The following is a 15,791-nucleotide window of genomic DNA, read 5'->3' on the forward strand; positions in this document are numbered from 1 at the left end:
GTTGTGGCGGGAGCGGGGTGGGCGGGCGCGCAGGCTGCGGGTGAGTCATGCGTTCCACTCGCCGTTGATGGACCCGATGCTGGAGGAGTTCGGCCGGGTCCTGAACGGTGTGACGTGCCATGAACCGCAGATTCCGCTGGTGTCCGGTACTCCGGGTGCGGACGTGACGGATCCCGCGTACTGGGTGGGGCATGTGCGGGAGACGGTCCGTTATCACGACGTGGTCGAGGCGATGCGTGCTCAGGGCGTGGGCGTCTTCGCGGAGTTGGGTCCGGATGGTGCGCTGTCGGCGATGGCTGATGCCGGTACCTGGGTTCCGGCGTTGCGGGCCGACCAGGACGAGGCGGAGACGGCGCTGCGCGCGCTGGCGGGTCTTTATGCCGCTGGCGTCGAGGTGGACTGGTCCGCGGTGATCACCGGCGGGGCGCAGAGGGTTGCCCTGCCGACGTATCCGTTCCAGCGCCGGCACTACTGGCCGAAGGCCGTCGGTCGTGGTGATGTTTCGTCGGCGGGTCAGCAGCGCGACGGGCACCCGTTGCTGGCGGCGGCGGTGTGGCTGGCCGAGGGTGATGGGCTGGTGTTGACGGGTCGTCTGTCGCTGTCGGCGATGCCGTGGCTGGCCGACCACGCGGTGCACGGCACGGTTCTTCTGCCCGGCACGGCGTTCGTGGACCTGGCGGTTCACGCGGGTGACTTGGCCGGCTGCGGTGTGCTGGAGGAACTGACCTTGCAGGAGCCGCTGCTCCTGCCCAGTTCTGGTGGCGTGCAGTTGCAGGTCCAGGTTGGTGACAGTGACAGCGACACTGGTCGGCGCACGGTCATGGTCTCTTCCCGCGAGGGGGAGGGCGAGTGGGTCCGGAATGCGGTGGGTGTGCTGGCCCCGGCCAGCAACGAGCCCGTCCCGGCACCGCTGGCTGTCTGGCCTCCGGCCGGTGCGGAGTCCGTTCCGGTCGACAACGCCTACGAGAGTTTTGCCCAGCGTGGTTACGGTTATGGGCCGGCGTTCCAGGGCCTGCGTCAGGTGTGGCGCGCCGGGGACACCGTTTATGCCGAGGCCGAGCTGCCCGAGGCCATTGAGTCCGATGCTGCCGGCTTCGGCCTGCATCCCGCGCTGCTCGACGCCGCGCTGCACAGCCTCCTTGCCGCCGGTGATGGCAATGGGGGGACGGGGCTGCCGTTCGCGTGGTCGGGGGTTCGGCTGCTGGCGGGAGGCGCTCGCCAGCTGCGCGTGGTGCTGGCCCGCGAGTCGGGCGGCGTCTCGGTGACGGCGTTCGACGGTGTCGGCGAACCTGTACTGCACGCAAGGTCGTTGGCGATGCGCGAGGCCGCGGCGGGTCAGCTGAGCGGGTCTGATCGCCAGGTGCGCCAGTCGCTGTTCACGGTGGACTGGGTTCCGCTCACGGTGCAGGCTTCGGCAGGCGCAGTGCAGTGGGCGCGGCACGGTTCCGGGATGGCTCCGGTGGTTGTTGCTGCGGTGCCTGCCGCTCCCGCCGGGACGTCGGCGCCGCAGGCGGCGCACCAGGCTGCTGCGACGGTGCTGGGGTGGGTGCAGGAGTGGCTGGCCGATCCCGCGACCGACGACGCACGCTTGGTGATCTGGACCCACGGCGTCGCAGCCGGCCAGGACTTGGCCGGTGCGGCAGTGGCGGGCCTGATCCGTTCGACGCAGTCGGAGCACCCGGGTCGTCTGCTGCTGGTCGATGTCAACCCGGCGGCCGGCCTGGAACCGACGCGTGACGCCGACGTGGACACCGTCCTGGTCATGGCGCTGGGTGCCGAGGAGCCTGAGGTCTCCATCCGGCCCGCCACTGACGGCGAGGGTGCATTGGCGTTCGGTCGTCGGCTGGCCCGGGCTGGTGCGTCCGGGGAACTGGAACTGCCCGCTGGTTCGGGCTGGCGAGTCGAGGTGACCAAGCCGGGTGACCTGGGCAGTGCGGCCGTCGTCGACGCTCCCGAGACCGAGGCTGCGCTGTCGGCGGGTCAGATCCGGGTGGGTCTGCGTGCGGTGGGTGTGAACTTCCGCGACGTGGTGACCGGTCTGGGGATGGTCGCGGACGGCCGGGTCCTCGGTGGTGAAGGCTCCGGTGTCGTGCTGGAGACCGGCCCCGGAGTCACTGGTCTGACGGTTGGTCAGCCGGTGATGGGTCTGGTGCCGAACTGGGGTCTTGTCGGGATCGTGGACAGCCGCATGGTTGCCGCCATCCCGCAGGGCTGGTCGTACCAGCAGGCCGCGGCGGTGCCGGTCGGGTTCCTCACCGCGTTCTACGCGTTGCGGGATCTGGGCCAGGCTCGCCCCGGCCAACGGGTGTTGATCCACGCCGGTACGGGTGGTGTGGGCACGGCTGCGGTGCAGTTGGCCAAGGCGTGGGGCCTGGAGGTCTTCGCGACCGCGAGCCCGGCCAAGCAGCACGCGCTGCGGGCCATGGGCGTGGCTGACAGCCACATCGCCTCGACCCGTGACCTGGACTTCTGTGAGCGGTTCCTGGCCGTTACCGGTGGCGAGGGCATGGACGTGGTCCTCAACGCCCTGGCCGGGGAGTTCACGGACGCGTCGCTGCGGCTGCTGCCGCGCGGTGGTCAGTTCGTCGAGATGGGCAAGACCGACATCCGCAACCCCGAGCAGGTTGCTGAGGCCTACCCCGGGGTGGTCTACCAGGCGTTCGACCTGATGGACGCCGGCGAGCCGCGGGTCGGGGAGATGCTGGCCGAGCTCGGGGCCATGTTCGACGCGGGCACGTTGGTCCCGCCGCCGGTGACGACCTTCGAGCTGTCGCAGGCTGTGGCGGCGCTGCGCTACCTCCAGGCCGCCCGACACCTGGGCAAGGTCGTGCTGAACGTCCCGGCCGAGTGGGATCCGCAGGGCACCGTCCTCGTCACCGGTGGAACCGGCACGCTGGGCGGCGAGTTGGCCCGACACCTGGTCGACGTCCGTGGCATGCGGCACCTGCTCCTGCTGTCGCGTCGTGGTCCGGTCGCGCCGGGCGTGGCCCGTCTGGTCGCGGAGTTGGCGCAGTCGGGTGCGAGCGTGCGGGTGCAGGCCGGCGATGCCGCCGACCGCGAGGGTCTCGCCTCGGTGCTGGCGCGGATCGCGGCCGAGCGGCCGCTGACCGCGGTCGTGCACGCCGCCGGTGTGATCGACGACGCCACCGTGGAGTCGCTGACGCCCGAGCGGATGGCGCCGGTGCTGGCTGCTAAGGCTGATGCGGCGTGGAACCTGCACGAGTTGACCGAGGACGCGGGCCTGGCCGGGTTCGTGCTGTACTCCTCGGCGGCGGCGGTCATGGGTAGCCCGGGGCAGGGGAGTTACGCCGCCGCCAACGCGTTCCTGGACGCACTCGCGTCCTACCGCCGCGACCGGCAGCTGGCCGGTCAGTCGCTGGCCTGGGGCCTGTGGGAGCAGACCTCGGAGATCACCGGGCAGTTGGCCGGCGCCGACCTCTCCCGGCTGCGTCGCGGCGGCGTCCAGCCGCTGACGACCGAGCAGGGTCTCGCGCTGTTCGAGGCCGCTGCCGCGCTGGGCGCGCCGCTGGCGGTCCCGGCCCGGCTCGACCTGAGCGCGTTCTCTCGCGGAGGAAGGGCGGTGCCTCCGCTGCTGCGGGGGCTGACCGCCGGCGTTGTCTCCGCACGTCCGACCGCAGCCGAGGCCACGGCCGCGGACGGGAGTGGCCTGGCGGCCCAGCTGGCCGCGCTCGGTCCTGCCGAGCGCGAGCACGAGGTCCTGGAGATCGTCCGGGCCGCTGCCGCCGTCGTCCTGGGCCATGTCCGTCCCGGGGACATCGATCCCCAGCGGGCCTTCCGGGACATGGGCATCGACTCCCTGACCGGGCTGGAGCTCCGCAACCGACTCGCCAGTGAGACCGGCCTGAGCCTGCCCGCCACCCTGGTCTTCGACCACCCGACACCGGCCGATCTCGCCAGTCACCTGTGCCCGGAGATCATTGCGGATGTGGTGGTGGAACCGGCGGTCTTCACCCAGCTCACCCAGCTCGAATCGATTCTCTCCGGAGTACCCGCAGACAGCGAAATGCGCTCCGATATCACGGCCCGACTGCGGACCGTGCTGTCGAAGTGGATGCGTGACCAGGAGCCGACGGCGGAAAACACCGCGGCCCAGAAACTTGAGTCGGCCTCTGCTGATGAAGTCTTTGACTTTATTGCTAAAGAGCTAGGAGTTTCCTAATCCAATGACAGAGATGACAGAGCACGAGAAGCTCCTCAGCTTTCTGAAGAAGGTAACGGCCGACTCATACGAGACCAAGGAACGCCTGCGGAAGATAGAGGCCCGCGAGCAGGAACCGGTTGCGATCGTAGGGATGGGTTGTCGGTTCCCGGGCGGGGTCGAGGACCCGGAGGGCTTCTGGCAGTTGGTCGCCGCTGGCTCCGACGCGATGTCGGGCTTCCCGGCGAACCGCGGCTGGGAGGCGGCAGGCCCGTCCGACTCCGGTGACGAGGTCCCGGCCTACACCCAGGTGGGCGGTTTCCTGGATGGCGCCGGTGAGTTCGATGCGGAGTTCTTCGGGATCAGTCCGCGTGAGGCGTTGGGCATGGACCCGCAGCAGCGCCTGCTGCTGGAGACGTGCTGGGAGGCCCTGGAGGACGCGGGAATTGCTCCGGCCACGCTGAAGGGCACGGACACCGGGGTCTACGCGGGCATCATCGCCTCGGGATATCGGCTCGGTGAGCAGGACGGTGCCGGCGGTTTCGGGATGACCGGTACGACGGCGAGTGTGGCGTCCGGTCGAATCGCGTACACGCTGGGGCTCCAGGGCCCCGCGGTGTCGATCGACACGGCCTGCTCCTCCTCGCTGACGGCAATTCACCTTGCCGTGCAGGCACTGCGCTCCGGCGAGTGCGGGATGGCCCTGGCCGGCGGTGTCACCGTCATGGCCTCGCCCGGCACGTTCGCCGAGTTCGCGCGGCAGCGAGGACTGGCCGGCGATGGCCGGTGCAAGCCGTTCGCGGAGGCGGCTGACGGCACCGGGTGGGGCGAGGGCGTCGGCGTCCTGGTTCTGGAGCGGCTGTCGGATGCCCGTGAGCGTGGGCACCGGGTGCTGGCGGTCGTGTCCGGCAGCGCCGTCAACCAGGACGGTGCGAGCAATGGTCTGTCGGCGCCGAACGGTCCGTCGCAGCAGCGGGTGATCCGGGCTGCGCTGGCCAGCGCGAGGCTGCAGCCGAGTGATGTCGATGTCGTGGAGGCGCATGGCACGGGTACGGCGTTGGGTGATCCGATCGAGGCGCAGGCGCTGTTGGCGACTTACGGTCAGGATCGTCCTGAGGGTCGGCCGCTGCTGCTGGGTTCGGTGAAGTCGAACATCGGTCACACGCAGGCTGCGGCTGGTGTGGCGGGTGTGATCAAGATGGTGCAGGCGATGCGGCACGGGATGCTGCCGCAGACCCTGCACGTGGACGCCCCGTCCTCGCATGTGGACTGGTCGGCCGGTGCGGTGGAGTTGCTGACCGAGCCGCGCGAGTGGCCGGAGGGTCCTGGTCCGCGCCGTGCGGGTGTGTCGGCGTTCGGGATCAGCGGCACCAACGTTCATCTGATCCTTGAGCAGCCCGCCCAGGGCACCGATATCCGGGAGGAGTCCGAGTCTTCGGGTCCGGCGGCGTGGGTGCTGTCGGCGCGGACCGCTCCGGCACTGGCCGCGCAGGCGACTCGCCTGGCGGAGTTCGTGTCGGCGCGTCCGGAGGTTGCGGCCAAGGACCTGGCGTTCTCCCTTGCGGTGACCAGGAGCACGGCGTTCTCCCACCGCCTGGCGGTGGTCGGCGATGACCGTGAGCAGTTGCTGGCGGGTCTGACAGCGGCTGCGGCGGGCCGGGAGGCTCCGGGGGTTGTGGCCGGGGTTGCTGGTTCGGCGGCGGGGTCGCGGCCGGTGTTTGTGTTCGCGGGTCAGGGTGCGCAGTGGGTTGGTATGGGTCTGCAGTTGTGGGACCTGGAGCCGGTGTTTGCGGCGGCGATGGAGCGTTGCGCGCAGGCGCTGGCGCCGTTTGTGGACTGGCAGTTGCGTGAGGTGCTTGGTGACGCGGGGCTGTTGGCTCGGGTGGATGTGGTTCAGCCCGCCTCGTGGGCGGTGGCGGTGAGCCTGGCCGCGCTGTGGCGGGCGTATGGCGTCGAGCCCGCCGCGGTGACTGGACACAGCCAGGGCGAGATCGCGGCGGCGTGTGTGGCGGGCGGTCTGTCGTTGGAGGATGGCGCGCGGGTTGTGGCGCTGCGCAGCCGGGCGTTGGCCGGACTGGCCGGCACGGGCGGCATGGTGTCGGTGCCCGCATCGCTTGAGGAGGTTCAGGAGTGGGTCTCCCGCTGGGGCGATGACCTGTCGGTTGCGGCGGTCAACGGCCCGCGGCAGGTCGTGGTCGCCGGTGCCGCGCAGGCGTGCAGCGAGTTCACGGACGCCTACGCCGATCGTGGTGCGCGGCGGATCGCGGTGGACTACGCGTCGCACACGGCGCATGTCGAGGCGGTGAAGGACCGTCTGGCCGAGGACCTGGCCGGCGTGTCGGCGGCCAGTAGCGCGGTGCCGTTCTACTCGACGCTGGAAGCGCGCGTGGTGGACACCGCCGGGCTGGATGGTGGGTACTGGTACCGCAACCTGCGGCAGACGGTGCGCTTCGGCGAGGTCATTGCCGGCCTCGCGGCGGAGGGCCACCGGGTGTTTGTGGAGGTCAGTCCGCATCCGGTGCTGGGCTTGGCGATCGCGCAGGCCGGTGATGGCCTGGTTGCCGCGGGCAGCTTGCAGCGTGGTGATGGTGGTCGTGGTCGTTGGCTGACTGCGCTGGCTGGTGCCTATGCGGCTGGTGTGGAGGTGGACTGGGCCGCGGCAACCGCCGACGAGGGCCGGGCGGTCAAGGTTGATCTGCCGACGTACGCGTTCCAGCGTCAGCACTACTGGCCCAAGGCCGTCACCGGGCGTGGTGACGCGTCGTCGATCGGCTTGCAGCGCGTTGGTCACCCGTTGCTGGCGGCGGCGGTGTGGCTGGCCGAGGGTGATGGGCTGGTGTTGACGGGTCGTCTGTCGCTGTCGGCGATGCCGTGGCTGGCCGATCACGCGGTGCACGGCACCGTGCTCATGGCCGGCACGGCGTTCGTGGACCTGGCGGTCCACGCCGGGGACCTGGCCGGCTGCGGCGTGCTGGAGGAGCTGACGCTCCAGGAGCCACTGCTCCTCTCGGACCACGGTGGCGTGCAGTTGCAGGTCCGCGTCACCGACGGCGAGGACGGTCCGCGAACGGTCACAATCTCCTCCCGCGAGGGGGAGGGCGAGTGGGTCCGGCACGCCGTCGGCGTGCTGGCCCCGGCCGGCAGTGAGCCCGTCCCCGCCCCGCTGGCCGTCTGGCCTCCGGAGGGTGCGGAGGCGGTTCCGGTCGACGACGCCTACGAGAAGCTGGCTCGGCGCGGTTACGGCTACGGGCCGGTCTTCCAGGGTCTGCGTCAGGTGTGGCGCGCCGGGGACACCGTCTACGCCGAGGTCGAGCTGCCGCAGGCCGCGGAAGCGGATGTCGCCGGGTTCGGCCTGCACCCCGCGCTGCTCGACGCTGCCCTGCACGGCCTCTTGGCCGCTGGCACCGGCAACGGCAGTGGCGGGGGGACGGGTCTGCCGTTCGCCTGGTCGGGGGTGCGGCTGCTGGCCGGCGGCGCCCGCCAGCTGCGGGTGGTGCTGGCCCGTGAGTCCGGCGGCGTCTCGGTGACCGCGTTCGACAGTGCCGGGCAGCCGGTGCTGGAGGCCCGGTCGCTGGCAATGCGTGAGATTCCGGCGGGTCAGCTCACCGGGTCCGGTCGTCAGGTGCGCCAGTCGCTGTTCACCGTGGACTGGGTCGCGCTGCCGGTGCAGGCTGCGGCCGTCGCAGGGCAGTGGGCGCGGCACGGCCAGCCGACCGGCTCCGAGTCGGCGCCGGTGGTCGTTGCTACGGTTCCGGTTCCCCCGTTCGGGGTTTCGGCGCCGGAGGCGGCCCAGCAGGCTGCTGCGACGGTGCTGGGGTGGGTGCAGGAGTGGCTGGCCGACCCCGCAACCGAGAGTTCGCGGTTGGTGATCTGGACCCAGGGTGTGGCCGCCGGCCAGGACCTGGTCGGCGCGGCGGTGGCGGGCCTGGTGCGCTCGGCGCAGTCGGAGCACCCGGGTCGTCTGCTGCTGGTCGATGTCGACCCGTCGGCGGCCCTCTACCCCGCCTACGACATCGCCGTGGAGACCGTTCTGGCGGCGGTGCTGGCTGTGGACGAGCCCGAGGTCCGCATCCGTCCCGCGGCTGACGGCGAGGGTGTGGTGGCGTTCGGCCGACGGCTGGCCCGGGCCGGGACGGAGGAGCCCGGAGCCGTGCCCGCCGAGTGGGACCCGCAGGGCACCGTCCTGGTGACCGGTGGAACCGGGACGCTGGGCGGGGAGTTGGCTCGGCACCTGGTGGATGTCCGTGGGATGCGGCACCTGGTGCTGATGTCCCGTCGCGGTGCCGTTGCGCCCGGAGTCGCCCGCCTGGTCGCCGAGTTGGCGCAGTCGGGTGCGAGCGTGCGGGTGCAGGCCGGCGATGCCGCCGACCGTGACGGCCTCGCGTCGGTGCTGGCGCGGATCGCGACTGAGCGGCCGCTGACCGCGGTCGTGCACGCCGCCGGTGTGATCGACGACGCCACCGTGGAGTCGCTGACGCCCGAGCGGATGGCGCCGGTGCTGTCGGCGAAGGTCGACGCGGCGTGGAACCTGCACGAGCTGACCGAGGACGCGGGCCTGGCCGGTTTCGTGCTGTACTCCTCGGCGGCGGCTGTCATGGGCAGCCCGGGGCAGGGGAGTTACGCCGCCGCCAACGCGTTCCTGGACACGCTGGCCGCCTACCGCTGCGAGCGGAACCTGGCCGGCCAGTCGCTGGCCTGGGGGCTGTGGGCCCAGGCCTCGGAGATGACGGGGCACCTGGAGGGCGCAGGTCTGACCCGGCTGCGCCGCAGCGGCATCCAGCCGCTGACGACCGAGCAGGGCCTGGCCCTGTTCGACGCCGCCGCCGCGCTGGGCACACCATTGGCGGTTCCGGCTCTGCTGGACCTGACCGCGCTGTCACGCCCCGGACGTCAACTGCCCGCGCTGCTGCGCGGCTTGGTCGCCGGTGCGCCCGCCCGCCCGACCGCGGCCGTGGCCGCGGCCGCGAACGCGGGTGGCCTGGCGGGCCGGTTGGCCGCGCTCAGCTCCGCCGAGCGCGAGCAGGAGGTGCTGGAGCTCGTCCGGGCGACTGTCGCCGGCGTTCTGGGCCATGCCAGCCCTGGGGACATCGATCCCCAGCGGGCCTTCCGCGAGATGGGCATCGACTCCCTGACCGCGCTGGAGCTGCGCAACCGACTGGTTGCGGAGACCGGCCTGATCCTGCCCGCCACCCTGGTGTTCGACTACCCCGTCCCCCTGGACCTCGCCCGGCACCTGGTGACCGAGGCGTGCGGGACTGCCGAGGCCGTCGGGGAGACCGCCGTGCCGGCCGTCCGTGTCGGCACGGACGAGCCGGTGGCGATCGTGGGAATCGGCTGCCGGTTCCCGGGCGGAGCCGAGGGCCCGGAGGGCTTCTGGCAGCTGGTCGCCGGAGGCTCCGACGCGATGTCGGGCTTCCCGTCGAACCGCGGCTGGGACGTGACGGGTCTGTCCGACCTCGATTCCGGTGATGATGCGGGCGCGAGTTATGCCCCGGTGGGTGGATTCCTGGACAGCGCCGGTGACTTCGACGCGGAGTTCTTCGGGATCAGTCCGCGTGAGGCGCTGGGCATGGACCCTCAGCAGCGGCTACTGCTGGAGACCTGCTGGGAGGCCCTGGAGGACGCGGGCATCACCCCGAGTTCGCTGCGGGGCACCGACACGGGTGTCTACGCGGGCATCATCACCTCCGGCTACCGAGTCGGAGGACAGTACGGTGCCGGCGGTTACGGAATGACCGGGACCACGGCGAGCGTGGCCTCGGGACGCGTGGCGTACTCGCTGGGCCTTCAGGGCCCGGCCGTCTCGATCGACACGGCCTGCTCCTCCTCGCTGACGGCGATTCACCTCGCCGCGCAGGCGCTGCGGTCCGGCGAGTGCGGGATCGCGCTGGCCGGAGGCGTCACCGTCATGGCCACCCCCGGTGCGTACCTGGAGTTCGCGCGGCAGCGAGGCCTTGCTGCCGACGGTCGGTGCAAGCCGTTCTCGGACGCCGCTGACGGGACCGGCTGGGGCGAGGGCGTCGGCGTGGTGGTTCTGGAGCGCCTGTCGGATGCCAGCGCTCGCGGGCACCGGGTGCTGGCGGTCGTGGCAGGCAGCGCGATCAACCAGGACGGTGCGAGCAATGGTCTGTCGGCTCCGAACGGTCCGTCGCAGCAGCGGGTGATCCGGGCTGCGCTGGCCAGCGCCGGGCTGCAGCCGAGTGATGTCGACGTCGTGGAGGCGCACGGCACCGGCACCTCGCTCGGTGACCCGATCGAGGCGCAGGCGCTGCTGGCCACTTACGGTCAGGACCGTCCCGAGGGCCGGCCGCTGCTGCTGGGTTCGGTGAAGTCGAACATCGGTCACACCCAGGCTGCGGCTGGTGTGGCGGGTGTGATCAAGATGGTGCAGGCGATGCGGCACGGGATGCTGCCGCAGACCCTGCACGTGGACGCCCCGTCCACGCATGTGGACTGGTCGGCCGGTGCGGTGGAGTTGCTGACCGAGCCGCGCGAGTGGCCGGAGGGTACTGGTCCGCGTCGTGCTGGTGTGTCTGCGTTCGGGATCAGCGGCACCAACGTTCACCTGATCCTTGAGCAGCCCGCGCAGGATGTCCCTGCCGTGGATGCTCCTGTCCTGGCCGGGCCAGAGTCGTCTTCGGGTCCGGTGGCGTGGGTGCTGTCGGCGCGGTCCGGTGCGGCGCTGGCTGCGCAGGCGGGTCGGCTGGCGGAGTTCGTGTCGGCGCGTCCGGAGGTTGCGGCCAAGGATGTCGCGTTCTCGCTGGCCGTCACCCGGACCACGGCGTTCTCCCACCGCCTGGCGGTAGTTGGCGATGACCGTGAGCAGTTGCTGGCGGGTCTGACAGCGGCTGCAACGGGCCGGGAAGCTGCCGGTGTTGTGAGCGGGGTTGCTGGTTCGGGGTCGCGGCCGGTGTTTGTGTTCGCGGGTCAGGGTGCGCAGTGGGTTGGTATGGGTCTGCAGTTGTGGGACCTGGAGCCGGTGTTCGCGGCGGCGATGGAGCGTTGCGCGCAGGCGCTGGCACCGTTTGTGGACTGGCAGTTGCGTGAGGTGCTTGGTGACGCGGGGCTGTTGGCTCGGGTGGATGTGGTCCAGCCCGCGTCGTGGGCGGTGGCGGTGAGCCTGGCGGAGTTGTGGCGGGCGTATGGCGTCGAGCCCGCCGCGGTTGTGGGTCACAGCCAGGGCGAGATCGCGGCGGCGTGTGTGGCGGGCGGTCTGTCGTTGGAGGACGGCGCGCGGGTTGTGGCGCTGCGCAGCCGGGCGTTGGCCGGACTGGCCGGCACGGGTGGCATGGTGTCGGTGCCTGCCTCGCTTGAGGAGGTTGAGGAGTGGGTCTCCCGCTGGGGCGATGACTTGTCGGTTGCGGCGGTCAACGGCCCGCGGCAGGTCGTGGTCGCCGGTGCCGCGCAGGCGTGCAGCGAGTTCACGGACGCCTACGCCGATCGCGGCGCGCGCAAGATTGCGGTGGATTATGCGTCGCACACGGCGCATGTCGAGGCGGTCAGGGACCGGCTGGCCGAGGATCTGGCCGGCGTGTCGGCGGCCAGTAGCGCGGTGCCGTTCTACTCGACGCTGGAAGCGCGCGTGGTGGACACGGCCGGGCTGGATGGTGGGTACTGGTATCGGAACCTGCGGCAGACGGTGCGTTTCGGCGAGGTGATCGCTGCGCTGGCGGCGGAGGGTCACCGGGTGTTTGTGGAGGTCAGTCCGCATCCGGTGCTGGGCTTGGCGATCGCGCAGGCCGGTGATGGCCTGGTTGCCGCGGGCAGCTTGCAGCGTGGTGATGGTGGTCGTGGTCGTTGGCTGACCGCGCTGGCCGGTGCCTACGCGGCTGGTGTGGAGGTGGACTGGGCCGCGGCAACCGCCGACGAGGGGCGGGCGGTCAAGGTTGATCTGCCGACGTACGCGTTCCAGCGTCAGCGCTACTGGCCGAAGGCCGCGGTGGCTCGGCGTGGGGATGTTGCGTCGGCTGGTCAGCAGCGCTCCGGTCACCCGTTGCTGGCGGCGGCGGTGTGGCTGGCCGAGGGTGATGGGCTGGTGTTGACGGGTCGTCTGTCGCTGGCCGCGATGCCGTGGCTGGCCGACCACGCGGTGCACGGCACGGTTCTTCTGCCCGGCACGGCGTTCGTGGACCTGGCGGTCCACGCCGGGGACCTGGCCGGCTGCGGCGTCCTGGAGGAGCTGACGCTCCAAGAGCCACTGATTCTCTCGGACCAGGGCGGCGCGCAGCTGCAGATCCATGTCGGTGACACCGACGGCGACAGCGGCCCGCGAACCGTCACGGTCTCCTCCCGCGAGGGGGAGGGCGAGTGGGTTCGGCACGCCGTTGGTGTGCTGGCCCAGGCCGATGGTGAGCCCGTTCCGGCCCCGCTGGCCGCTTGGCCTCCGGCAGGTGCGGAATCGGTTCCGGTCGATGGCGCCTACGAGCGTCTCGCCCAGCGCGGTTACGGTTACGGGCCGGCGTTCCAGGGTCTGCGTCGGGTGTGGCGTGCCGGGGACACCGTCTACGCCGAGGTCGAGCTGCCGGAAGCTGCGGAAGCCGATGCGGCCGGGTTCGGCTTGCATCCCGCGCTGCTCGATGCTGCCCTGCACAGCCTGCTGGCTGCCAGTGATGGCAGTGGCGGGGGGACGGGTCTGCCGTTCGCCTGGTCGGGTGTGCGGCTGCTGGCGAGTGGTGCCCGCCACCTGCGGGTGGTCTTGGCCCTTGGAGCGGGCGGCGTCTCGGTGTCGGCGTTCGACGGCGTCGGGCAGCCGGTGCTGCACGCACGGTCGTTGGCGATGCGCGAGGCGTCGGCCGGTCAGTTCGGCGGGTCCGGTCGCCAGGTGCGGCAGTCGCTGTTCACGGTGGACTGGGTTCCGCTCACGGTGCAGGCTCCGACCGGCGCAGTGAAGTGGGCGCGGCACGGATCCGGGATGGCCCCGGTGGTTGTTGCTGCGGTGCCTGCCGCTCCCGCCGGGAGTTCGGTGCCGCAGGCGGCCCATATGGCTGCCGGGACGGTGTTGGGTTGGGTGCAGGAGTGGCTGGCCGATCCCGCGACCGACGACGCGCAATTGGTGATCTGGACCGGCCAGGACCTGGCCGGCGCGGCGGTGACGGGCCTGATCCGTTCCACGCAGTCGGAGCACCCGGGTCGTCTGCTGCTGGTCGATGTCGACCCGGCGGCCGGCCTGGACCCGACGCGTGACGCCGACGTGGACACGGTGCTGGCCGCGGTGCTGGATGCCGACGAGCCCGAGGTCCGCATCCGTCCCGCCGCTGACGGCGGGGGAGTCGCGGCGTTCGGCCGACGGCTGCTCCGGGTCGGTGCGTCCGGGGAGTTGCTGCTTCCCGGTGGTTCGGGCTGGCGAGTCGAGGTGACCAAGCCGGGTGACCTGGGCAGCACGGCTGTCGTCGATGCGCCCGAGGCTGAAGCCGAGTTGGCGGCGGGTCAGGTCCGGGTTGGCCTGCGTGCGGCGGGCGTGAACTTCCGCGACGTGGTGGCCGGTCTGGGGATGGTCTCGGACGGCCGGGTCCTCGGCGGGGAAGGCTCCGGTGTCGTGCTGGAGACCGGCCCCGGGGTCACTGGCTTGACGGTTGGTCAGTCGGTGATGGGTCTGGTGCCCGGTTGGGGGCCGGTCGGGATCGTAGACAGCCGCTTGGTGGCCCCCATCCCGCAGGGCTGGTCGTACCAGCAGGCCGCGGCGGTGCCGGTCGGGTTCCTCACCGCGTTCTACGCGCTGCGGGATCTGGGCCAGGCTCGCCCCGGCCAACGAGTGTTGATCCACGCCGGTACGGGTGGTGTGGGCACGGCTGCGGTGCAGCTGGCCAAGGCGTGGGGGCTGGAGGTCTTCGCGACCGCGAGTCCGACCAAGCAGCACGCGCTGCGGGCCATGGGCGTGGCTGACAGCCACATCGCCTCGACCCGTGACCTGGACTTCTGTGAGCGGTTCCTGGCCGTGACCGGTGGCGAGGGCATGGACGTGGTCCTCAACGCCCTTGCCGGGGAGTTCACGGACGCGTCGCTGCGGCTGCTGCCGCGCGGTGGTCAGTTCGTCGAGATGGGCAAGACCGACATCCGCGACGCCGCTGAGATCGCCGAGGCCTACCCGGACGTGGTCTACCAGGCGTTCGACCTGATGGACGCCGGTGTGCCGCGGGTCGCGGAGATGCTGGCCGAGCTCGGGGCCATGTTCGACGCGGGCACGTTGGTCCCGCCGCCGGTGACGACCTTCGAGCTGTCGCAGGCCGTGGCGGCGCTGCGCTACCTCCAGGCCGCTCGACACCTCGGCAAGGTCGTGGTGAACATTCCCGCTGAGTGGGATCCGCAGGGCACCGTCCTGGTGACCGGTGGAACCGGCACGCTGGGCGGGGAGTTGGCCCGGCACCTGGTGGACGTCCGTGGCATGCGCCACCTGCTCCTGCTGTCCCGTCGTGGTCCGGTCGCGCCGGGCGTGGCCCGTCTGGTCGCGGAGTTGGCGCAGTCGGGTGCGAGCGTGCGGGTGCAGGCCGGCGATGCCGCAGACCGAGACGGCCTCGCCTCGGTGCTGGCGCGGATCGCGGCCGAGCGGCCGCTGACCGCGGTCGTGCACGCCGCCGGTGTCATCGACGACGCCACGATCGAATCCCTGACGCCCGAGCGCATGGCGACCGTCCTGGCTGCCAAGGCCGATGCGGCCTGGAACCTGCACGAGCTGACCCAGGACGCGGGCCTGGCCGGGTTCGTGCTGTACTCCTCGGCCGCGGCTGTCATGGGCAGCCCGGGGCAGGGGAGTTACGCCGCCGCCAACGCGTTCCTGGACGCACTCGCGTCCTACCGCCGCGATCGGCAGCTGGCCGGTCAGTCGCTGGCTTGGGGCCTGTGGGCCCAGGCGTCGGAGATGACCGGGCACCTGGAGGGCGCGGGTCTGACCCGTCTGCGTCGCGGTGGTGTTCAGCCGCTGACGACCGAGCAGGGTCTCGCGCTGTTCGAGGCCGCTGCCGCGCTGGGCACGCCGCTGGCCGTCCCGGCCCAGCTCGACCTGAGCGGGCTGCCCCGTGGAGGACGACCAGTGCCCGCGCTGCTGCGGGGGCTGGCCACCACTGCCCCGGCTCGCCCGACCGCGGCCGTGGCCGCGGACGCGGGTGGCCTGGTTGCCCGGTTGGCCGCGCTGTCTCCCGCCGATGGTGAGCAGGAGGTCCTGCAGATCGTCAGGACTGCCGCGGCCGTCGTCCTGGGCCATGCCCGATCCGGGGACATCGATCCCCAGCGGGCCTTCCGCGAGCTGGGCATCGACTCCCTGACCGCGTTGGAGCTCCGCAACCGGCTCTCTGCTGAGACCGGCCTGAGCCTGCCCGCCACCCTGGTCTTCGACCACCCCGTCCCGCTGGAGCTCGCCCGGCACCTGCACGAGCAGTTGGTACCGCGCCAAGCCGACGCCATTGAGACTGCCCTGGCGGATCTGGACGGTCTGCGCGCTGTGTTGTCGGCCGTGCCCCTCGACGACGCCGATCGCGGGCGGATCACGGAACAGTTGTATGCCCTCATGGCGGACTGGCGGGCACAGGGAACAGAGGCGGACGACGAGGACGACCTGGACTCGGCCACCAACGAGGATCTGTACCAGATCGTCGAGCGTGGGTTCGACAAGTAGCTGAATTGTCTGCCTCGAAACAAG

The 15,791-nt window shown here is 71.5% G+C and carries 2 protein-coding genes; both read left to right on the plus strand.

Translation table 11 applies throughout. The features are described from left to right. Nucleotides 1-67: 67 nt before the first annotated feature. Nucleotides 68-4,180 carry an SDR family NAD(P)-dependent oxidoreductase gene (locus ACZ3KP_RS35720; protein WP_467504716.1) on the plus strand — a complete coding sequence of 1,371 codons (4,113 nt, stop codon included), beginning with the start codon at nt 68-70 and terminating at the stop codon, nt 4,178-4,180. Between the two features lie 13 nt (nt 4,181-4,193). Continuing rightward, nucleotides 4,194-15,767 (plus strand): SDR family NAD(P)-dependent oxidoreductase, encoded by an 11,574-nt coding sequence (locus ACZ3KP_RS35725; protein ID WP_467504717.1) that lies wholly within the window; start codon nt 4,194-4,196, stop codon nt 15,765-15,767. Nucleotides 15,768-15,791: the final 24 nt, after the last annotated feature.

Source organism: Streptomyces sp. NPDC020958 (assembly GCF_055562175.1).